General features: G+C 33.5%; 23 protein-coding genes. 7 read left to right on the forward strand and 16 right to left on the reverse strand.

Going from position 1 to position 22,699, the window contains the following annotated elements:
* The first annotated feature begins 119 nt into the window (after positions 1-119).
* The 4 genes from ACZLO7_RS12450 (at position 120) to ACZLO7_RS12465 (ending at position 3,803) form a co-directional block, all read left to right on the forward strand.
* Positions 120-266: an NAD(P)H-binding protein gene (locus tag ACZLO7_RS12450; protein WP_464940402.1), complete on the forward strand. Its 147-nt coding sequence runs from the start codon at positions 120-122 to the stop codon at positions 264-266.
* Between the two features lie 281 nt (positions 267-547).
* The gene (locus ACZLO7_RS12455) at positions 548-1,666 is read left to right on the forward strand and encodes an ABC transporter (RefSeq protein ID WP_464940401.1); all 1,119 of its coding nucleotides are present in this window, start codon (positions 548-550) and stop codon (positions 1,664-1,666) included.
* A gap of 11 nt (positions 1,667-1,677) precedes the next feature.
* Positions 1,678-2,871 (forward strand): ABC transporter permease, encoded by a 1,194-nt coding sequence (locus ACZLO7_RS12460; protein WP_464940400.1) that lies wholly within the window; start codon positions 1,678-1,680, stop codon positions 2,869-2,871.
* A 23-nt stretch (positions 2,872-2,894) separates the two neighbouring features.
* Positions 2,895-3,803, forward strand: coding sequence for an ATP-binding cassette domain-containing protein (locus tag ACZLO7_RS12465; RefSeq protein WP_464940399.1), 909 nt, complete (start codon positions 2,895-2,897; stop codon positions 3,801-3,803).
* 922 nt (positions 3,804-4,725) lie between these two features.
* On the opposite strand, the gene ACZLO7_RS12470 is transcribed toward ACZLO7_RS12465, so the two are convergent.
* Together ACZLO7_RS12470 and ACZLO7_RS12475 are read right to left on the reverse strand one after the other, a co-directional pair.
* Positions 4,726-5,097, reverse strand: coding sequence for an rRNA methyltransferase (locus ACZLO7_RS12470; RefSeq protein WP_464940398.1), 372 nt, complete (start codon positions 5,095-5,097; stop codon positions 4,726-4,728).
* Between the two features lie 389 nt (positions 5,098-5,486).
* Entirely contained in the window at positions 5,487-6,230 is a 744-nt protein-coding gene (locus ACZLO7_RS12475) for a class I SAM-dependent methyltransferase (RefSeq protein WP_464940397.1), read from the reverse strand.
* A gap of 412 nt (positions 6,231-6,642) precedes the next feature.
* On the opposite strand from ACZLO7_RS12475, the gene ACZLO7_RS12480 reads away from it, so the two are divergent.
* The gene (locus ACZLO7_RS12480; RefSeq protein WP_464940396.1) at positions 6,643-7,062 is read left to right on the forward strand and encodes an NUDIX hydrolase; all 420 of its coding nucleotides are present in this window, start codon (positions 6,643-6,645) and stop codon (positions 7,060-7,062) included.
* Positions 7,063-7,378: 316 nt separating this feature from the next.
* Here the strand turns inward: ACZLO7_RS12480 and ACZLO7_RS12485 are convergent, their stop codons facing one another.
* The 14 genes from ACZLO7_RS12485 to ACZLO7_RS12550 all read right to left on the reverse strand — a co-directional run bounded on the left by ACZLO7_RS12485 (position 7,379) and on the right by ACZLO7_RS12550 (position 21,132).
* Positions 7,379-8,197 carry a sugar nucleotide-binding protein gene (locus ACZLO7_RS12485; RefSeq protein WP_464941458.1) on the reverse strand — a complete coding sequence of 273 codons (819 nt, stop codon included), beginning with the start codon at positions 8,195-8,197 and terminating at the stop codon, positions 7,379-7,381.
* Positions 8,198-8,545: 348 nt separating this feature from the next.
* Positions 8,546-10,306: a group II intron reverse transcriptase/maturase gene (gene ltrA, locus ACZLO7_RS12490; protein ID WP_464941439.1), complete on the reverse strand. Its 1,761-nt coding sequence runs from the start codon at positions 10,304-10,306 to the stop codon at positions 8,546-8,548.
* A 1,342-nt stretch (positions 10,307-11,648) separates the two neighbouring features.
* Positions 11,649-12,152: a GrpB family protein gene (locus tag ACZLO7_RS12495; protein WP_464937706.1), complete on the reverse strand. Its 504-nt coding sequence runs from the start codon at positions 12,150-12,152 to the stop codon at positions 11,649-11,651.
* A gap of 155 nt (positions 12,153-12,307) precedes the next feature.
* Positions 12,308-12,640, reverse strand: a complete 333-nt coding sequence (locus ACZLO7_RS12500) for a DUF3889 domain-containing protein (protein ID WP_464937705.1) — start codon at positions 12,638-12,640, stop codon at positions 12,308-12,310.
* 94 nt (positions 12,641-12,734) lie between these two features.
* Positions 12,735-13,508: a methyltransferase domain-containing protein gene (locus ACZLO7_RS12505; protein ID WP_464937704.1), complete on the reverse strand. Its 774-nt coding sequence runs from the start codon at positions 13,506-13,508 to the stop codon at positions 12,735-12,737.
* Between the two features lie 237 nt (positions 13,509-13,745).
* Positions 13,746-14,849: an ABC transporter substrate-binding protein gene (locus tag ACZLO7_RS12510; protein WP_464937703.1), complete on the reverse strand. Its 1,104-nt coding sequence runs from the start codon at positions 14,847-14,849 to the stop codon at positions 13,746-13,748.
* A gap of 20 nt (positions 14,850-14,869) precedes the next feature.
* Positions 14,870-15,649 carry an ABC transporter ATP-binding protein gene (locus ACZLO7_RS12515; protein WP_464937702.1) on the reverse strand — a complete coding sequence of 260 codons (780 nt, stop codon included), beginning with the start codon at positions 15,647-15,649 and terminating at the stop codon, positions 14,870-14,872.
* Positions 15,650-15,653: 4 nt separating this feature from the next.
* Positions 15,654-16,460, reverse strand: coding sequence for an ABC transporter permease (locus ACZLO7_RS12520; RefSeq protein WP_511261336.1), 807 nt, complete (start codon positions 16,458-16,460; stop codon positions 15,654-15,656).
* 201 nt (positions 16,461-16,661) lie between these two features.
* Complete coding sequence (locus ACZLO7_RS12525) at positions 16,662-16,820, reverse strand: YpzG family protein (RefSeq protein ID WP_427750870.1); 159 nt, start codon at positions 16,818-16,820, stop codon at positions 16,662-16,664.
* Between the two features lie 1,106 nt (positions 16,821-17,926).
* Positions 17,927-18,751, reverse strand: coding sequence for an MBL fold metallo-hydrolase (locus tag ACZLO7_RS12530; RefSeq protein ID WP_464937700.1), 825 nt, complete (start codon positions 18,749-18,751; stop codon positions 17,927-17,929).
* A gap of 137 nt (positions 18,752-18,888) precedes the next feature.
* On the reverse strand, positions 18,889-19,530 hold the full coding sequence (locus ACZLO7_RS12535) for a hypothetical protein (RefSeq protein WP_464937699.1): 642 nt from the start codon (positions 19,528-19,530) through the stop codon (positions 18,889-18,891).
* 108 nt (positions 19,531-19,638) lie between these two features.
* The gene (locus ACZLO7_RS12540; RefSeq protein WP_464937698.1) at positions 19,639-20,052 is read right to left on the reverse strand and encodes a GyrI-like domain-containing protein; all 414 of its coding nucleotides are present in this window, start codon (positions 20,050-20,052) and stop codon (positions 19,639-19,641) included.
* A 14-nt stretch (positions 20,053-20,066) separates the two neighbouring features.
* Positions 20,067-20,510, reverse strand: a complete 444-nt coding sequence (locus ACZLO7_RS12545) for a DUF1801 domain-containing protein (RefSeq protein WP_464937697.1) — start codon at positions 20,508-20,510, stop codon at positions 20,067-20,069.
* A 181-nt stretch (positions 20,511-20,691) separates the two neighbouring features.
* Entirely contained in the window at positions 20,692-21,132 is a 441-nt protein-coding gene (locus tag ACZLO7_RS12550) for a hypothetical protein (RefSeq protein ID WP_464937696.1), read from the reverse strand.
* A 425-nt stretch (positions 21,133-21,557) separates the two neighbouring features.
* Here ACZLO7_RS12550 and ACZLO7_RS12555 point away from each other — a divergent pair, with 425 nt between their 5' ends.
* Together ACZLO7_RS12555 and ACZLO7_RS12560 are read left to right on the forward strand one after the other, a co-directional pair.
* Positions 21,558-22,112 (forward strand): sigma-70 family RNA polymerase sigma factor, encoded by a 555-nt coding sequence (locus tag ACZLO7_RS12555; RefSeq protein ID WP_464937695.1) that lies wholly within the window; start codon positions 21,558-21,560, stop codon positions 22,110-22,112.
* Complete coding sequence (locus ACZLO7_RS12560) at positions 22,105-22,683, forward strand: hypothetical protein (protein WP_464937694.1); 579 nt, start codon at positions 22,105-22,107, stop codon at positions 22,681-22,683. Before ACZLO7_RS12555 ends, ACZLO7_RS12560 begins: the two co-directional genes overlap by 8 nt.
* The last annotated feature ends 16 nt before the right edge of the window (positions 22,684-22,699 follow it).

Raw genomic sequence — 22,699 nt, forward strand, 5'->3', positions numbered from 1 at the left:
TGATAAATCTTCAATATAGAAGACTAGGATGTGTATTGGTTATACAGGGGATTTCATTTTCCAAGTTGTAAACCCGTATTTGTAGTAACTTCATAGAAAAATATAAAGGGGTGAAATGTATGAACATTATTATTTTTGGAGCAACTGGAAGAACAGGTTGTGAGCTGATTTCTCAGGCGTTAAAACAAGGGCATTCCGTAACAGCTATTGTTCGAAACCCAACAAAGATTGATATTGTACACGGTAATTTACAAATTGAAAAATGAGAAGTATTTATAACAGAGAAGTCTTTGTAACAGAATAACATTGGAAATTTTGAGTTTACCAAAATTATATATTAGTTGTTTTACAGTAGCTCACTTTTCTCAATGAAACCTTGTTCTAACAGCAGGGACTATTTCGTTAACTGTGGCTATTCTTGAATAAGGATATCAAGAACAATAACGGTTTAAGAAAGATTTTTAGCATTAAACATTTGATAAATTCAACACAGAGATTAGAAGAAGTTATTTTTTTAAATAATTTCTTTATTTTTCGGGGGGAGCCTATGTGGAAGATTTTAAAGACCTTTTTTATCCTAGAGAAATCAAATAAAAAAAATATTTTTGCTTGTATTATCGTTGCATTATTTGTTTTTGGCTTAGTTTTATTTGTGAAAACTGAGGATTTAGGAAACTCAGACATAGAAAAATGGGGTGAATATCAATCGCTTTCTTCAGCTTTGAATAGATTTCAAAATGTAGATGCTACTGATAGAGGGAATGGCAGCGACTTATATAAGAATTTAGTGCGTCAGCGACAATTTGTATCTAAGCAAAGCATGGCAATAACAATGGATCGACCAGAATTGTTTTTGGATACAGCAATAGATCTTGCAAATTTAAGAGCTCAGTCATTTGATATGGAAGGGTTTGATAATGTTGCGACCTTTCTACCTTCGAAAGTAGAAAATCAATTGGATAGTGTATTTTATCAATATATGAAGAAAACGGGGATTTTACTATCTATTGATTCATTATCTTTCTTTCAATTTCTCGCTTATCTATTTGGTGTGTTAGGTTCGGTTTGGTTTATTTTCATGTGTATTTATTCATGTGGAATCATGATAGAAGAATTTCAACATACATCTCTAATTAAGGGTTATCCTATAGCTTTTGATAAATACGTTATAGCTAAATGTACGTCATCAATGCTCATAGTAGGTGTATTTCTTCTAGAGTTATTTGTTTGTAGCCTGCCATTGGTTTATTTTAAGGGATTAGGAAACCCTTCTTATCCTATTGCCATCTTTAATGGTACTTTTGAAGCTTATCCAATATACAAATACATAGGTTTATCTATACTTTATATGATTAGTATAGCCATTTTTGCAATTCTACTATCAGTAATTTTAAATGTGCTATTGAAGAATATGTATTTGACTCTATTTTTAGAATTGTTATTGTTTATTTTCCCTATGTTATTTCCAAACATGATGAATTTTGTTCCATTTAATCCATTTAACTATTTGAACTTTTCTGACATATTGAATGGGCAGGCGCTCGATCTTGAAAACCCAGTCATCTTAACTAGCACAAATGGACTACTTTGCATCTGGATGAGTATTGTAGTAATGATAATCGCTGTAAAGTTATTCTTGACTACAGGAAAACTAAAAAGGGTATAGGGGGTGAGATTATGTGGTCGTATTTTAAGTTTGAATTTTTACAATTTATTAGAAATAAAAAAAATATTGCAATTTATGTCATTCTACTTTTCTTCTCGTGTAATTTTGCACTAAAAATAGCTCCAACATATAACCCGATTGAAAAAGTAGATGTAAGTGAAATTGAGGCGCGGTATTTAACGAGGGAAGCATTTCTAAATAATGTTGTGATTGGTGAAGGGACGCACCATTTATCGAGTTATGCAGCCGTAATATTTCCGAAATGGAATGAATATGAAGGAGCAAGATTAGACGCAATCAAAAAGCACAATCTGAAAGAGTATGCTGATGCTACATCTAAGTGGTATGCGTACTCTGATAAGTTGACTTTTCCCAATGAATGGGGTGTCCTATTTTACAATCCGGGTTACTATACGTTTGGTAATAATTATGCAACGAAGGACGGACACTATGCGTATTTATATTCTGCAAGTCGTTACGAAGGATATACAGAGGGAAAATCCAATTTATCTGTTAATGTTTTCGAAGAGAGGACAGCATTACAAACATTGCAACGCCTGCTAAACTCTTACCTGCCTCTAATTCTTATAGTTAGCTGCATATTCCTCACAGTGGATATCGTGTTGAAGGATCGACGGAATCCTACATTGTTACAAGGTTTGCCACTTTCAGATTGGAGAAAGTTAATTGTTAAAGGATTAGTTTCCTTATTAGGAAGTATCATAGCGATTATCCCACTGTCTGTAGGTCTATTGATAATTGGTGGTCGTAATGGGTTTGGTGATTTTGATTTACCTGTTCCAATTTATTCTTCTGGTAAGGATTCATTTTCAAATATTTTGATGGGGGAATATCTAGTTCAAAACATGCTATTCATTGTTTTTTGGTTATTGTTCATCATTTCATTGTTACTACTTGTAAGCGTGTTGTTAAAAAACGAGTTTGCAAATTTAGTGGTAGGATTCATGTTTGTTATTGCTGAATACATCTACTTTGATAGAGGGGTTGGTGCTGTTTGGAATTTTCAATGGTATCCAACGAGCTATGTTCAAGTAGGGCAAATAATTTCAGGGTATCGGAACTTTCTCTATGGCTCTGAAACACTCACTTTTAGAAGTGGAATCTTGGTAATGGGATTGTGTTCGTGTATTTTTCTGGTCTTCACTTTCTTGATCAGTAATCATAGAAAATTTAAGCTACTTTAATTTAACAGAGATGGAGTGAAGGTATGATTGAATTAAAAAATATTGCTGTTCAGTTTTCGGGGAGAGAGATTTTAAAAGACGTCTCTGTAATGTTCAATCCAGCCGAAATTATTGGTTTGGTAGCTCCCAATGGGACGGGGAAGTCTACGCTTATGAATGTCATTATGAATTACATCAATCCAAATAGTGGAAAAGTCATTTTAAATGATGAATTAGAATATACAAATAAAAAGAATGAAGTGAAAATGCATCAATTAGTATCCATGATGCCTGATCAAAGTGATTTATATAATCATATCTCCGGAAAAGAGCATCTAAAAATTTATTCCTCAATGTGGAATAGTAATCAAAAATTGATTGAAAGTACGATACAAGAACTAGGAATGGCGTCATATATAGATAAGAGTACAGGGACGTATTCTTTGGGAATGCGCCAAAGACTTTGTTTTGCGATGCAAATTGTTTCAGATACCCAAGTCATGTTAATGGACGAAGTTATGAATGGATTGGATCCTACACATGTCGAACTTATTTCGCAAATACTAGTTAAAAAGAAGTCCGAAGGGAAAACGGTTATTGTAGCTTCCCATTTATTAGATAATTTAGAGAAATATGCGGATCGTATTTTCTTTATGAAAAATGGAGAATTACTACTTGTTAATGCCATATCTCCAGGGTTTGAAGAAAGAGAAATCACAACAGTTCGAATATCAAAAATGACCGATAAGTTAAAAGAAGAAATTTCAAAGGAGTTTCCAGAAATAAACGTACGATCATTGTCAAATGGCGCTACTTTACTAGATGTCCGAGGATATAATTCAGGTGAATTAGGAAATATTTTAGAATTTCTTAAAGAGAATGAAATAACAGAGTTTAGTTTTGGGAAAATATCATTGAATGACTTGTATTCGATGTATTATCAAGAAGGATGAGGTTTAATTGAAAAACACCAGTATAGACACATTTTTGTTTTATACTTATAGGGTACCGGTAATATCAAATGCTAAACTGCATTTAGTTGAATTACTTGGATGAATGATTGTCGATATTGAGGTTGATAGAAAACTTGAATGCCATTTCCGCTTTGTGTTTTTTAGAATCAAAAATAAGTAACCTTGCAACCACTTAACGGATTCATTTTGGATAATTTTTATTCAAAATGAATTCTTTTTTATTAAGCTATTTAAATCACTGTGTAATTAACTTTATTCCAAAATTCCATTTTCTATTTGTACTTTTATTATGATTTACGAAACTATAGTTATCAATGGTATGTTTAAAGGCTAAATGAGCTTTTTTGAGCGATTTTACTTAATAGGGTAGGGAAGTGTTATGTTTTTAAAAATGAAGTGCTATATACACATGTAACAGGCCTTAAAAAAGACATAAGAATATTGAGAGATATTCAAACACAAAATAAAAACATGGAAATGAGATTTTATGTTTAATATCATGCTGGTACTTTTCCTTGTGTTACGCAACATATTTCTAAATGAAGATGGTGCTGTAAAATTTTGAAAAACCACGTGATGAAACAAAATTATTTGTTAGATCATAAGATGTTTGAGAAAAGGTGGATATTGGTAAACCCAATTTAATGGATTATTTACTGGCAAAGTGAAAGCGATCCATTAATCGTCAGTATTTAAAATGATACGCTGAATGAGTCAAATGGATAATTCAGTAGTTTAAACGGATTAATGAGTGAGTAAATACACAGTAACAATATGCCATTTCAAATAAAATTTCAAAATATCTCAATGTTTCAAGTATACTTTTGAAACGAAACGTAACTTCCTATAATGTATATTATGTTCGGGGCGTTTTGTTAGATGGAGTAAAAGTGAATTTCCATCACTCTACTCTATGTTTATAACTCGCATTTTTTACATCTTCTAGATCTATGTATTGTACGCTATATTCAATGACATCGTTTATATATACTTGATGTTGTTTTGCGAATTCTTTTAGAGCTTCTAAAAGATTTGCATCATATGTTGTCTTATACTGCACTCGATCTGTTGGTCGAGTTGCTTTATCATAGACAATTGTATTTTGATTTAATACTGCTTGGACACCTGTTTCCAATAAGTAATTGACATGTGTATCGTAATCATCAGCCATTACTTTTAGTTTTTCCAAAATCGCAGCACTTATATTCGTACGAAATTTAATCCGAGCTTCATCTGTTGCTTGAATCAATTTCCCATTTGATAATTTCCACATAAAAAACAACAACTCCTAGCTTATTTTTATTAAAAAGTGCCCTTTCCCCTAGTATACAAACGAATGTTCTTGTGTGCAATATCCATGTTCTTATTATTATCCGGCTATTTATCCAAAAAAATGGATGATGTTCTGTGTGGATAGTGTGTTTTTACACTAAATGAATATAAATTACTTCTGATTAATTCAAAAAATGCCCTTTTTACACACTCAGAACATTTGTTCTGTATAGTGAAAAAGAGCATAATTCAAAATGAAATTATTGCTGAAAAATAGATCTATTTCAAAAATACCGTATAGATATCATATATTACCGAGTATTTAATTTATTTGATATAAATCAAAAAAACGGCAGCTTTAGATTGCACAAAAGTTGCCGTTTTTAATGATTAGAGAGTTACCTTCTTTGCCTTTATGATTAGAAAAGATGGTCGACGATGTTCTTTTTGCAAGCTTGGCAATTGGTTAATTGCTTCCTTAGTAGGTAATGGCTCAATTACTTTTTCTATTTGTAATTGATTTGAGATGAGTGTATTAAAGATGGACGAAAATGTTCGATGATATTTGATAACACCATCAATATACCAATGCTGCTTTCTTTGCCCTTCTTCCTGGTATTTGTCTATAGCATAATGTAAAAGTCGTCCTTTATCATCACTAATCCAGTTATTCATATCACTTCTTGATGTAACAATTGGATGTTCCATTGAAAAAATAAAAGAACCGTTTTCACATAACGCCTTTGAAATTTTGGATATAATCCCTTCGAAGTCCTCCATATAGTGAATTGCGAGTGAACTATTTACGATATCAAAGCCTGAAGGTGCAAGTTTGATATCCTCTAGCGCCACATTTATATATTGAATAGATCTATGTGGATTCTTATTACGTGCCATTGAAATCATATTAAAAGAGATGTCGATTCCTGTTACATGTGTTGAACCTTGTTGTATACAGTAGCTAGCAAAGTCCCCCATGCCACACCCGATGTCAAGAATTTTTGTGTTCTTTAGTTCAGGTAAAAGAGCCTTCAAAGCTGGTTGTTCTAGTAAGGTATTGTAATTATTACTAGATTGCCGAAGCTCCTTATAGCCTTTAAAAAAGTCAGGATGATCATAGATATTTTGTTTCATTACATACCTCCAAATTTTGAGGCATAACGTTATGCTATTTGTGCGCACCTTTATTTTCACATATAAGACAAAAAAGAAATAGACTTATATTTAATATTTTGGTAATATGTAGATAGAGGCATATCTAAAATATGAAGGTATAATATACATATGAAACCATCTAATCGATCAAGGAGATTAGATGGTTTCTTTTTATTTAAAATTATTGGTACTATTTCGTTCTCTCTGTTTTCTAACAAACAATAATGACCACGCTACATATATGTAGTATTTGGGTAGAAAAATTATTTTATAAGTTCTACCACAAGGTTTATCTGATAACGAGTGTTTAAATTATATTTCCCTATACTTTAAAGGGAAAACTCTTACTGAGATAGAATATTAAGATAAGGCTTAATTTGGAGGTGAATGTATGTTTGTCGTAAATGTTGAAGGTGCAATTTACAAAAATGAAAAATGGCTTTTAATAAGGCGTAGCAAAAAGGAAGAACATGCTGGGGGGGAACTGTCGCTAGTTGGTGGTAAGGTTGAAGTAGATGGAACATCATCTGATATATTAGAAGCAACACTAAAAAGAGAGATATTTGAGGAAGTTGGTATTGAGGTTTCAAACCTTAGATATGTGAATAGTTCTTTTTTTGTTACTGATTCAGGATTAAATGTAGTAGACATTGTTTTTCAGTGCGAACACCATTCAGGAGAAGCATTTGCCAAGTGTTCTGACGAAGTTGATGATGTATTTTGGATGTCGACAAAGGAAATACTACATAATTTAGAAATACCTATATATCTCAAGGAGAACATAAAATTGGCTAGTAAGTTAATGTATTGATTGCAACTGTTGGTTTAGAATAAAGTTTGATTATAAATCACTCTAAATCCTTGATTTTACTGCATATAAAAAGCAATCGTTTTGAATAAAGATTGATTAAAACGATTGCTTTCTATTATTTTTAAGAACTGTTTTTTATAAAAAAGATTGATTATTTTAAATCTCCTTATTCCACTAAAGCACCCCGTTAGTTTAATAAGTAATAGTTACATACAAATTTTTTAAGAACTAATTTTTCATTTAGTAATCTCTATATTGGTTATTCTAAATTAGGATTTCTACGATTTATAAAAAGACCAATAGATTTACAAAAAACTTACTTTACCAGGTAAGTAATAATTTCTCCGTTAGTCATTTTGAGATATTCTGGTAAATCTTTACGATTTGACACAAGACCGAAATAATAAGTAAGTTCTTTGTCTTGATAAGGCGTATATTGAATATTTACTTTTTCAGTTGTTAGTTTAATAGCTAATTCTTTAAAGAATTCACATTCATTTATCATATTTACCGCACCTAAATGAAATATTCCACTCAATTCATTTATTAAAATGAAACGCATTTGACGGGCTAGCTGTTGATCTAACAAAAAATTACATTCTAAATTACTATAAGCTTGTATAGGTGCAGCTGTTTCAATATTCTTCTTAATAGTATTAAATCGAGGTGAATTCTTTCCCCAAATACCTGGAATTCTAACTATATTAGCACGATTCCCCAGTAATTCTGTTAGCATTTTTTCACAATTAATTTTATATTGACCATAATCAGATTTAGAAATTGGTTCATCCAATTCACTATGGTGCCTTGATAAATCTCCATCGAAGACGTTTGTAGTTGAGAAAAAGTAAAGTACAATATCTCTGTTTATTAATTCTTCAGCTAGATGACGGTGGAATTTTAATTGATCGTCAAAATCACCCTTTAAACTCGAAACAATGATATCAGGTTGGAGAAGATTAATTATTTCACGTAATTTCCCCTCATCCTGAATGCTTATTTGAAATTGTTTATCGTCTGCAAGATTCGTTACTGATGTAAAATAAGTTCCATATACATCAAAATCACTTATACATTCATTAACTATTGCTTTCCCAACCAATCCACTAGCCCCTAAAATCAATATTTTCTTCAAGATACAACCTCCTCTAAAATGTCAATTTACCAACTGCTTGTTCTGTTTTTTCTCTCCTACCCCAAACCAAATATTTTCTAAGCAATTTATTACAAAACTTCTTCATTCCCACCCACCGCAATTTTGGAATTATATCTCTTTAAGGATAATTAGTATTCTTAACAATATATTCTTGGCTGTGATAACAAATCCCTTCTTGAGCTAAACGTTAGTAATAGGTAAGCATTTGAAGTTATCTCCAGCTTTTCCCCTACTCCACACGGAACGTGCCAGTTTCCAAGCATACCGCGTTCCATCTAGCGATGGTATTATTAATTATAAGTTTCAAGTTACTCTTGTTGATTTGGGTTATTTGATTATTTCTAGCTCACATTTTTCTCGATATTTATTGATTTTTTCTAACATCGATTCAGTGATGCCCAAAGTTTTTATGAGTGTATTCGCCTTAATTTTGTCGGTCATATGGATTAATTCATGTATCTCTCTTTGGAGAATACGTAGATTATTGAATTTGTCGCTTCCACCAAGATACTTAGGTATATAATGGTGACAGTAGACATTTTGTGCTTGTAGGAACATGCCAGTTATTTCACATTTTCCTTTTTTCATACTGTATCTACTAATCCGATTATCCATATATTCGACACTCCGTGTCGATATTTTTGATTCCATTAACAATACTATTTCCTGTCTTATATCTTTACTCAACCGTGTGGATATTTGCACTCGACCTTCTTCGGTAAATGGGGTTATACTTTGAGTAAAGCCAATCACATTTTTAGTTTTGATGATTCCGAGAGGAAAGAGGTATATCCCGGCGATTTTATAAGTTTTAGAGCCTAAGCCATAGAACTTTTTATACACAGGTGGAGGATTGTTAGGATGTTCATATTTACCAACGGGTTTAAGACGATTGTACATAGATGCACCTATTTCATAGGCAAGTCGTGAGAACGCTAAGTTGACGTGAGTAGCTCTGCTAAAATAATTGTGTAACCCTAAGACAAAACTATTAAAGCGCATAGCATTTTGAGTAGTTGGCGATGTTCGGAGTATTTCTATTCGTTTCTTTGCATCCGCCTTAATTTTCTGCATCTTTTCAGCTTTGACAAACGTATGTGCAACTCGCTTTATTCCTTTACGATTGGCACGTATTGTGAAACCAAGAAACGCAGACTCATTCTTGCGCAGATTAATAATCTTCGATTTTTCTGGTGAAATATCAAGTTTTAAACGTTCTTTTAAAAATAATTTAACTGCATGATACCACTTTTCGGCAGTTTTCCAGTCTCGACAGATGATTTTAAAGTCATCAGCATACCTAACTATGTAGCCTTCTTTTAAGTGAGTTCGATTCTTTGCAAGAAGTTGACCTCTAGTTTTAAGTGATTTATGGAGGGGAAATAGTTCCCATTGGTCCGCAATCCACTGGTCCAATTCATTTAGTACAATATTAGACAATAACGGTGAAAGTAGGCCACCTTGTGGAGAACCCTTTGTCGGAATACCTTCTCCATCCACTTCAGCCTTTAGCATTTTGGATATACAGGCAAGGACCTGTCTATCCCGAATACCTAAATTCCATAACTGCTTAATAAGCAAGGTATGATTGATATTATCAAAGAACCCTTTTATATCCACATCTACAACGTAGTGGAGTTTCGACCGATTAACTAGAAATTGAATTCTTGCCATCGCATGATGAGTAGACCGTAAAGGTCTAAACCCATAGCTATGATTATAGAAATGAGCCTCTGCAATAGGCTCTAACACTTGTTTAAAGCACAGTTGTATGATTCTATCCAGAATGCATGGAATACCTAATGGTCGCATCTTGCCATTATCTTTTTCGATTAGTTTACGTCTGACTTTCTTTGGACGATAATTTTTCAGCTTACTTTGTATTTCTTCTACTAAATCGTTCTCTGATCGTTTCTCTATGTCTACAATAGTTTTACCATCTGTTCCAGGGGTCTTCGACCCTTTATTTGACTTGATTGTTCGATACGCTAATAAAATATTGTTCCTCGACGTGATGATGTCGTATAGCAGATGGAATGATTCTTTATTTTTGGCTCGTTGATGTAAGTCTGTAAAGGTGTCTGTCATCCCGTAATAATCCCAATATCGTAGAGCTTGCACTGTGGCATCATTCCTCTTTGAAGTGATGTTCCCACGTTCTTACCCGACCGGTGCAATGCACAGTTGAAAAATAATTATTACTTATCGCTAGACTTGGGGCTGTTCCTCCAACTCCATTACAGAGGTCTCACTGGTCGTACCCCTACCCTCATAAGGACAAATGCATTTCGCCATATCGCTTATAGCAACCGTTTCGGGTGACAGCCCTTGAGACAACGTTCCTTATTTTCCAAGTCCCTTATAACCTAGCTATATTTCTTCTAAACTTAGGTGCTTCCTGTAAGCCTGTGAGCTGGATACCGCCATTGTTCGGTATAACGTGTTTCATAGAAGCAATTTTTACTCCACGTCACTCACTCCATCGTTGGATGGTACACAAGTTTCCTTATGCTCTAACTTTAGACCCGTACATCCGGAAGTTCGTCTGTTCTTTTCCACAAGAAAATTCTCACCATATTTAGTTTTTCAGCCATCCGGCATATCCATTGGCATACCTTTTCCGTGAGGAGTGGCTTCAGCCTTTGTTCTGCCGACTTCACCTGAGCTTCAGACCCCATAATCTGTCCCTTATGACGCATGCAGGAATCTTAATGGGATAGTTTCAAAATACATGGTTTTATCATTTCTATCCTCAGTTATAAAGTTAGGATTCCCCAAGGAATCCTTTGTTTTTTCACACATTAGTGCTTATAACAAAACTTGTCGCGCTGCTCCGTTAGTTTAAGTACATTTCTTCACAATCTTTATAGTGATATTAACATACATATCCAACAAAAAAATCATCTCACCTCTAAAAATCTATAGAACTTCAAAGGAGTAAAACGGTGCAACTTTTTTACAAACAGTATAACTTTATTTAAAACGGTACGACTTTATTTCAAATCTACAACAACAGTTATTAGGTGAAAATTTTAAAGCTTCTAAAAAAGTGGGCTTGAATTGCACACTAACCTTGTTGATTTTCAATTAAAAATGCCCTTTTTACATTCAAAGAACATTTGTTCTGGAAATGTTCTTTGGGCATAATTAGAACTAATTCACATCACTAAGAAAATATCTAAAGATTGGTCATCGAATGAAAAATGAGAATAGATAGAACGATTTGAGCGTAGTCCTCAACTATGATGTGTGGTTTTGAAATCTTGTTTTATATTATAAACTTGAAATAAAAACAAATAGTAAGAGCATGTTTTGAAAAAAGTAATCAAAACATGCTCTTATTTATGTAATCGAATAACTTCTTTATAAAGATGTTTTCTCATTTTGCCTTGCATTATTCAATTAAGGCCCAAGTAAGTCCAATAAGTGTTTATTTATCACAGTTTTTAAATTCAGGAGTTTCCATTAATCTTTGAAAAAAGGCATTTTTGGCTTCCCTGTATTCGTCCATTTCTTTCCCTTCGTACTTCCTTTTTACCTCATCATATTCTTTACGAAATTTATTATTTAGTAATAAGACATCTCGAAATTTCCAAAAGAAATCAAACTCAGAATCAATGACAGTTAATTGCACTCCTAAAGGAGGAATAGTGGAATCATTTTTAAACGCCCTAAACGAGTCAGTTTTAACACTACCGTCATTAACTTCATATAAACTTGAGAGTTCTTGTACGGCTTTAGGGAATTGTTCAAGAACAACACGTACTTGTATATCTAAATCTCCCTTAGTAATGCAATTAGGAATAGCTGTACTACCAACATGCTGAACATCTGCTTCTGGCAGTAGTTTTTTTATTGTATTTTTTTGCGCTAAGAAAGTTTTCTCAGCATTTACATAAAACAGTTTGTTATCAAAGAAATTAACATGCTCCATATAAATCTCCCTTCAAAAATATAATTTTTAGTAATTATCCATTTTATTGAACTAAATCTTTCTCGAAAATTTTAAGACCAATTCTTCAGAGCTGATTTTTATCGAACTTTGTTATAAATTATCAAACATTATTTTATTTCAAATCCGCATGAAGCCTACCTAGTAGTTTCTTGAAGTTCAATGTTAACCACTTTTTCAGTATCGGTAATATATTTTATTCTTACATAAACACCAAATTCTTTGTTACCTTCTTTCAACCACAACTTAAATTTTTCAATAGTTGCTTCCTCTTTAGATTCGATCCCTTCATGTAGGTAGTCAATAATATTAGCATTGGGATACTTTGATTGTGTTACTTTTAGAGCAAGTTTGCCCCACTTTCCATATGCTTGAATTTCATGTTGTGCATGAGTAATAGTTGGGGTATGTATTAATGCTGAACTTACTGTAATAATAAGTCCAAGTGCAATAAATGTATTTCGCAACATTGATCTCATCTCCTCTTCTATAGGATGAGTAATTTACAGAAAAACATTCTTTACCGAGTACGCCTTTATTGAAAAACCCCACTATAACCCTCATTCATTTTGCTATTGCCGTGAAAAATAATCTAGGAAATTTAAAAATAATATGATTGTTTTGTTGTACTGGATAGGAAGCTTTCACTTGTTCATAGATCGTTTCTTCAAATAAAGGTTGAAGATCGGTAGGTAAAGCTTCTAGATAAGGGCGTAAGCGCGTCCCTTTGCTCCATTCAATGATATCTTGGTGACTATGCATTGTATGAAAGTACGTTGTTTGCCATATTGAAAATGCTGACGAATTGGCTGAAAGAAGATCGTAATATTCCTCTGACGAAAGTGCATTTTCTTCACCTAGGCTTGAGAAATCAAGATGCCATCTTGGTTGTTGGCTCACTTCTTTAATAATTTGTCTAAAAGGTTCTTTGTCGCTAATAGGCATTTGAACAGCCAACAACCCACCCGGAATTAATAATTGTATCAAGTTTGGTAAAAGTTTATCATGATTTGAAATCCATTGAATACATGCATTAGAGAAAACGATGTCAAAGTCATTTCCTAAAGGAGATAAATCCCCACTTGCATCGAATGTTTGAAAATTAATGGTCGGGTTGATTTGTTTAGCTTTCGTTACCATATGTTCTGAGCTATCAATTCCAAGTACGTAAGCCTCAGGGTAGCGTTCTGCTAAAATTTTGGTACTATTTCCCGGACCACACCCTACGTCTAGTATACGTTTTGGCTTGTTTGTATGAATACGATTTAGTAAATCTTTTGCAGGTTGTGTACGTTCATTTTCATACTTTAAATACTGTTGTGAATTCCAGTCTGCCATGAAATCTACTCCTATAAGTTCATAAATTTACTGTCAAGTATACGACTTCATTTAATTATATATGAATTGGTAATTAAAAGCAGTTTTTGCTTAGCTCATTAAAGAAAATCAAAAATCAGAAAGCCACTCTCACCTTTAATAGATGAAAGCGGCTTTAATTTATATAGACGCCCATAACATGAATTTTCACGTTATAGACGGGAATCCTTGCAATTAAACCAATCTCTCAGTAGAAAATCAATATTCGCCTAAAATTTTGACGGCTTTTTCTGTAATTGACGTGTCAATTGCTTTGTTGAAGTCGAATTCCCCTTGTGTTGCTCCGTTTGCTTTGTACATATCGTATTGTGCATGAATGTCATCGATACGCATTTTACCATCTGGATCAAGACCAGTTACAAATACTTTCTCCCATAACTTCGCATCTTTTAATGCTGTATGTTTTGTCATGATGTCGATAATTTGGTCTTTACCTTCACCTTTGATAAACGCATCATTATAGTCTCGAACACCTTTTAAATATGCAAGCATGAAGCGTAGTGAAGCATCTTGTTCTTTACTCATAAATTTAGGAGATGCTAATACTAGGGCAATTTGTGAATCTGGCGCATAGTCTGTTGTATCCCCAAAGCGTGTTAGTATACCTTTCTCGATGCCTTGGGCGATTAATGGTTCAATACTAAGCGCAGCATCAATTGAACCGTTTTCGAGGGCTCCAAGCATGCTACCGAAGTCATTCATTAGTGTGAATTTTACATCCTTATCAGTTAACCCTGCATGTTCAAGCATTCTTTGATAGATGTATCCATCAATAGCGTTTTTTGCAGAGACAGCAATCTTTTTACCTTTAAAATCTGAGTAATCTTTAATCTTATCCTTCATATGATTACCGATAACAAATGAGAAATAGGATTTTCCAGATACGTTATGCCCTTTATCTGCAATAATTTTAACGTCGATACCCTGTGCAATTGCATTAAAGAAAGAGGCTGTTGATATTCCTCCTGCAATATCTACTTCACCCGCTGCAAGTGCAGGTAACATGTCATCACTATTTGCAAATTGAGCAAATTCTATTTCAATATTATAATCCTCGAAGTAGCCTTTCTCTTTTGCGATATAAAAACCTGCTCCTGATGCCGCTCCGTCTTCAGCAATAACTACTTTCGTCTTTTTACTTAATGGCGCTAAATCTCCAGACGGGTTATCTTTACTAACTTCATTTTTGTCTTTTGTTCCTGAAGTTTCCTTACTTCCTGTTTCTTTATCTGAACACCCAGCAATGAACATTGCAAGGATAAGAAAGGGTATAAATAAGCCTAACTTTAACCACTTTCGCATATCTTGCCCCCTTTTACTAATTACTTTCTTGATTTTTGAACTTCTTCTTGCAGATGCTTCCAAATGTCTAAAAAATGTCCTGCTGTACGATTATTCGCTCTAATTTGTTCTATATTTCTCGGCCTTGGCAAATCATTTTGAATCTCTTTTATGATTCTCCCAGGTTGTGAGCTCATTAATAGTATTCGATCGCTCAGTAGCAATGCTTCATCAATACTATGCGTAATAAATAGCACTGTTTTCTTTGTTTCTTCCCAAATAGACAATAGCTCTTCTTGCAGTATAAATTTGTTTTGTTCATCAAGTGCAGCAAATGGTTCATCCATAAGTAAAATTTCTGGATCATTAGCAAAAGCACGTGCAATACTTACACGTTGTTTCATTCCTCCAGAGAGTTCTTTTGGATATAGCGTTGAAAACTTTTCTAGACCGACTTTTTCCAAATAGTAAGATGTACGCTCTTCTATCAATTCAGCTGGCAAATGTCTCATTTTTAGACCAAATGCAACGTTCTCTTCAACGGTTAGCCAAGGAATAACTCCTCGTTCTTGAAAAACCATCGATTGGAGAGGTCGATTTTCTTCTCCCTCGGCAATATTAAAATCACCTACACTCGTTGTTTCGAGTCCAGCTAAAATACGTAGTAATGTTGTTTTCCCGCAGCCACTCGGACCAACAAGACAAACAAATTCACCTTCTGAAATATTGAGAGAAATATGATCCAAAGCAGTGACACTACTATTTTTTTTGTAGAATACTTTCGTCATATCTTGAATTGAAATTTTAGTGTTGTCTTCCACTGCTTCACCTCCAAGATAAAATCTTCTTCTGTAGCGCCCTTAGTAAAAGTGAAAACAAGTAGCCGAAAAATGAAATGAGTATAAGCCCAACGAACATCTCTTTTAGCATAAAGGCTTTATAAGAGGTCCATATTAGATAACCTATACCTGATGTTGCTCCCATCATTTCAGCTGCAACAATCGTTAAGAGCGCAATTGCCTGCCCCATTTGAATACCTTCCATCATTACCGGCAATGCCCCTGGGAAAGCGATTTTCAGGAAAAAATCCTTAGAACTGGCTCCGTAATTTTTGGCGACATCTAAATAGATGGAGTCGATATTAATGACCCCTGCCGTTGTATTGATGACGACTGGGAAAAAGACGCTACCAGCAATCGTCACAACTTTAGAGAAGTCCCCGATTCCAAATAAAATAATGATAATCGGTAACAAAGCGAGAGTAGGTATAGGCATGAGTGCCATCACAATCGGTGAGATGAAGTGTCTAATTGGCGAATACAGACCCATTAATAGTCCAATGGCAACGCCTGGAATAACCCCTAGTAAAAAACCTGCAAGAATTCGATAAAGGGAAATGCCAATATGGTTAAATAATTCACCACTCATTGCCAAAGAATAGAATGTATTTACGATTTCAGATGGCGGTGGGAAGAAACGTGCATCAAGCAAATTGGTTTGGGATAAGAACTCCCATAACAGCAAGAGAAAAATAGGTGAAGCGATTGTAAGCATCTGCTTCATACGTTCTTTCAATTGTCTCTTCTTCCATTCCTGTTGTTCAACTTCGACAGGATTGTGGTTTTTAGTCATTTTATCGTCCCTCATTCTTCACCACCTCTTCATACAAATGATATGTACTTTGCCCTCAAAGTGTGTCAGCAGCCTATTAAAAATGGTTAAGCATTCAGTGGCTAAAACCTCAATTATTAGGAAATGAGGAAATATCCTTTTAAACATAAAAAACCCGGAAATAATTTTCCGGGCTAGACAGCACTTATACCTTCATGATTGTTATAACTGAGACTGACGTGATTTCGCTGCAGTTCTCAAGAGTTTGTTATGGAGAGTTACCTCCGTTTGTCCATTCACTTGAGATTTTTGACGCTTATCCCTTGTCCAGTTGTGGTGGATTTGTTGAGATTTTGGATCTAAGTGTTCCGGCCTACTCATCGTGTTCCGCCTCCTAGTCATGTTGGATTTATAAGTGAAATCGTAAATAGTATAGCTTGCTTATGTATTATTATACTGAGTGTATATTGGAAACTTTATCCATTGCGCATTATTGAATACATAAAATCCCTTAAGCTTAAGTGATATAGCTTATCCTATAGTACTATGGCAATTAGGTTTAGCATTCCCTCAATCGGTTTATTTAGTGAGGCATTTTTTAAGTAAAAGAACTGTTATTTAAATAGACTAGCAATCAAACAAAACTATTAATTATTAATACATTTGAATCAGCTCAAGTACGAGCTGTTTATGTGAGGTGTAGTTTGCTATTAAAACTGATATTTATGTAAATATATATAACCTTACGAATCAAAAACACTTATTATATTCGATGAAACATGGAAAACTCTATATTTATAGTAATTTATTAAAGGTTTCCGACATATATATTATGTATCGAGGAGGGATAATATTCGGGGGGAATTTGTTTTTAGTTGGAAAAAATTTGTGTTTGGTTGGCGAATATTCATATTGATTCTGAGTTTTGTATTATTCATGTTTAATGTAATTAGTTTCGTGGTTTTCTCTATTGGCTTTGGAAGCATCCTGATGACTATGACTTTAGCTAGTGATTTATTTAAAAGAACTCGCAATAGTGAAAGTAAAACAATTTAATTTGTGGATGTTCAAAAGGAACGGATAGTTTGTCTTTAAAAAATGCCGAACAGGTGAAAAATAATAAACTAATCAATTCAGTAAAGGATGCTAATAAACGATTAAATAATTGTGGAGCAAGTTCTTACAAACAATGGGGTTTTGAATAGGGTATTATGGATAAACTTGATTTTGGTGATGAATCTATGTAAGGAATTAGTGTTTCATTAAAAAAGACAAAGATACATTTTTATTTACTCGTTATAATGGAGAAGATGATGTATTGGGTGATAGTCTCATTCTCTAGTACTTGTTTATTCAAACGCTCAATCCCGCCAATTGAATAGTTTTCCATGATGTTTTCTACCTTTCGCTATTTTATATGGGTATTCTATATAAGTAGCGAATACCCAATATATTTTTTCATTTTCCTCTTTCCGAGCGTCTTAACATTAGTTTTGCCCGCTACCCTCGATAAACCCTTTTACAATATGAATGGCTGACCATTCACCTCCGGATGTTTCAACAATCGGATAAGCTCTTGGGAATAGCTGAGTTGTTATTTCTTCAACTGACAATCCATTCTTATGTAAGCCTATAATTTTCGATTGTAATTCTTCTAAATGCTCAATCTTGTTTTCTATTTGTTTTCGTCCATTTTCTATATGACCAGCGTGGCAGCAATATATATCTTTAAAATCACAGGTTAATAATTTCCGCAATGACTGCAATGTATCGACGATATTTTCTTCTGCTAAAATCACTTTTGTTTTTGCGTGAATAAATAAATCACCTGTAAACATTGCACCAGTCTCCTTGTTCAAGAATGATAAATGATCTTGAGTATGACCAGGTGTAGCAATTACATCCCAAGTTGCATTCCTTGACTGAAACTTCTCTCCGATTGGTTGTGCATGAAACGGTTCACTTTGACCCCAAAAGAACTGACGATATTTTGGATAAATATATTCTTTACTACAGCGCTCAACGGAGTCTTTATGAATATAAAAAGGGATATCACGCTGTTCTTTTATCCAAGCCGCACAGCCAATATGATCCTCATGGAAATGCGTAATCATCACTTGCTCAAAATCAGCTTGTTCGAAAAAAGAACGAAATGAAGGAAACAAAGATTGTGCGCCTGTATCAATCAATACTCCGTCTACTGCAAAACTAAACACATTCATTTTCACCGGTCCAAGTGCAATTGTGCTATTCGCCAGTTGTACATCATTATGTTTTGAAACATCTATTGATTGTTCTAGTTTCACCATCATATTCTCTCCTTTATGTGCTATCCCTTATATTTTATCAGAAAATTAAAACTACAAATACACAAATGGATTTATCTATTTAAGAAAAATGAAAAAGCAGGGTGGCTACCCTGCTTCATTAAAATTCAATTGCTCAAATATTATTTTTTCCCGCCGACTTTAAATGCTTTTAGCTCTTTTTCAAATGTTGCTTGATTTAATAGAAGCTGCATTCCCTTTGATTCATCTATTGCTAGTTGCATATGCTTTTTATAATTTTCTAGATTTTTCAATTGCAGTGCTATTTCTGCTTCTACAGCATGTTTCATCCATGCTTGCTCAAAACTATTAGAGCGTGCTTTCTTATAATTTTTTTGTAAAACCTCAGCAAGTGCTAAATGGTAGCTTCTAGAGGGTTCTCTTTTAATTTCCTTAGCAAATTTAATCGCATTTTCATATTGCCCAAGTCGATAACTACGTAAAAATTCAAAGCTGTTACGAAGATCTGGTTGCTTATATTTCGCTATGATACGATCTATCTCTTTCATTTCATCCTCTAGCGTGCCTTCTTTTACTGCAAGAACATGTGCGAAAAGTGGATTTCTACGTTGATTACGCATTGCTCGTTCAATTTTCTTCGCATCTTTAGATAAGTACATAACCAGTACATTATTATAAATCACGGCAGCCACAGCAACTATAAAGACGACAACTATGACCCATGTAGGAGCATTAAACCAAGCAAGTACGAAACCGATTATCGCTAAAAACAAATACAGTAAAACTAATCTTAAATAATACAAACTCGTCACCTCGAGCTTATTGTACATTAATTTTAAAAATAAAGCTTTTGATATATACACAAAATCACTTAAAAAAAGACGTAGAGTATTATACTCTACGTCTGACTTTTAAACGATTGGCACCCAAACTTCTATATCATGTACATCTTGTCCGATATATTTTTCAAAACTCATAGATGGACGATGTGTAACTTCCTGATTGCTGAATAATTCTCGGAATGTCTCTTGAATATGAACGATTCCACCGTCAACTGTACCGACTAAGTAACGACCTTCTGGAATTTTTACCGTTACTGCTGTAATCTCATCAGGTAAAAGATGATCGTCAATACCTGCAACATAATCTAAGCCGTCCTCATTCATTTGAATACAAACACCATACGACACATCCTGCGATACGTTATATCCTTCAAGGACATTCGCAAGTTCCTCCCATTTATCAGGAATATCTGACGTTTTACCATGATGAATACTCAAACCTTTCACAACAAGTCCATCAATTTCCTCAATACGTGTTTGCATTCAAAACACCCCTTCTATGCTTTTTTTAGTTGCTTTTCGTAACATCCAATCCAATCTGCTACTGTCATTTTACTAACAAGCTCAGCAATTAATGCATACGGTATCTTTTTAGCATTCGAAAACCTTATGCAACTTTTGCCAATATTGAGCTTAGTAGTCATATGTTTCGGATATTCTGCGACAAACCATTCTAGTAAATCTGGTTTTGCATAAATACCCATATGATACAATGCAATATGATTTTTTTGAGCAGCCACGCCTATGAATGGTAATGGCTCTTCAGGACTGCAGTGATAGCCATTAGGATATATTGACTTCGGTACTACGAAGTTCGGCATTGTATACTGTATTACTGCTTCAAAGCCTGGTGGTAAATTTTCTTGTACCGTTTCGAATAGTTTTCGAAACGCATCACGCCTGTTTTCATCAACTTGTTCAATATAATCTGATATTTCCAACAACAGCCCTCCTTTTCCAATTATTATACGCAATAAAATTGAAAATACAAACAACTTTTTACTTTTCATTGGATATTGGATTTATAGAAAAAAATATCTTGATTCAATTAAAATGCCCAATGTTGATAAACTATAACTGTAAAATTAATTTTATATCGGTTTTCATGGTGTTTATGTCTGGTTAAAATAGATTTTCAATGTATTTATAAATAGATTTATCTTTCAATTCATATAGGTTAGCGTTATTTTCACTACCTTCATAATTAAAAACAGACAAGATGTGATAATCGTCAATTCGTAATCCGAATTTTCTTTCTCCAGCTATCCATACCGTTATCCAGTAAGATTCATCTATTTTACTAGCACTTTCTTTTACTTGTTTTAATTTCGCTTCGGATATAGTATCTACAAATACTTTAATCTCATGTTCTTTAGAAAAGAGTATTTGCTTACTATCTGACCCTCTAATTAGCTCAATCTGGCTTATAGCTCCAATATCTGCTTCTTTCCAAAATTCATTTTTGAAGGTATCTTTACCTATTCCACTAAAGAAGATATAACAAAAAACGAATCCAATAATTAAAATTAAAGAAATAACAAAAATGTTCTTATTTACTTTCATCAAATCCCCCCATCTCATCACTTTATTCCAACTTTTAAGTATTTATAAATTTTTTATGTCATTTGTGAAAATTAAATTATACGAGACAATAACGAATGCTCGTTTAATATGAGAAAGGTGATAAAAAATGGTAATATAAATCGAAAGTTAGAAGAATTGATCTGAAAAGGAAGCTAATTATAAAAAAAATAAATTATATTTGGGGCTCTTTGCTAACCTATTCTCTGCTATTATACTGCTCATCGGAGTTGGGGTAGTCTGTCTATTAGTATTAGCTTTAATAATTACACCCATGGAATAATCGAATTTTACTAGACTGATTGTTTAATCATATAAAGATAAATGATTTATTTTACATATTTCCTAAAAAATGAAACGAAAATAAGTTTACACTCGTCTTAGGGGAAATGGAAGGAAGTGAACTCATGAATTCTAGGCATCATTTCTATGGAGCGAGTGACGAATTTTATCAAAATGTATGGCTTGAACAATTAATGGATGATTACGGGGAAAGTTTAACGAAACTAGCTTTTAGCTATGTCAAAGATTGGGGTAAGGCGCAAGAAGTAGTTCAAGATGTATTCGTTACTTGTTTTGACACTTACGAAAAACGTGATGAAATTCAATCTTATAAAGCATGGATTTATCGAATAACTATTAATCGATCAAAAGATTCCCTTCGTACATCATGGTTTAAAAGAGTTATTGTTCAAAGTTTGCTATTTACTTATTTAAAATCAGATAATCTTTCTCCTGAAAATCAATTGATACAAAATGAGAAAGAAGGAGCTCTAGCTAATGTCGTTTTGTCCTTACCCATTAAATATAGAGAAGTTATACTATTTTATTACTATGAAGATATGTCAGTTAAGGATATTAGTGACCTACTAAAAGTTAACGAAAATACAATAAAAACAAGACTTAAAAGAGCGCGTCACTTATTGAAAAATGAGTTAGAAGGATGTGATCTCAATGGATGAACAATTAAAGAAAATACGCACTTCATTTAACAAAACAGTATATAAAAACGCTAGCTTTACAGAAGTTGATAGAGCAGCAATTCGCCAACGTCTTCAAAATAAAAAGAAGAAAAGATACTGGATACCTAATGTCGTGATAGTACTATTCTTTATATCTTTTGCATATGGTATATATTTCTTTTTTACATTAGATCAAGATGAACCGAATCCTCAATTTGCTACACAAAACCAGTCCAATCCCGACTTATATATAGCAAGAAAAAGGGATTTAATTAATACGATTTTTACTGATCCAGTTAATCCAGGCAATACATTAATATTTACAGAAAACGAACTGTCAATTATTACTGACCCTTCAGTAAATGCCATTAAACCTGATGTGGATCCTTCAGAACTCAAAAATAATGCGAAAACTGAAGTGATATATAAAAACATTAAAATTAAAACATCAGGTGACAAATATTATATTACTGGTGATAATGCTTTCTCATTAGAATTAAAAAAAGTAGGTCAGCGTATTATTGCTGATCCAGAAGGAAACGAATATAGTACATCTAGACCTTTAGATTGAATGAAACCCCGTTCTC

Source organism: Viridibacillus sp. d25.2 (genome assembly GCF_055456015.2).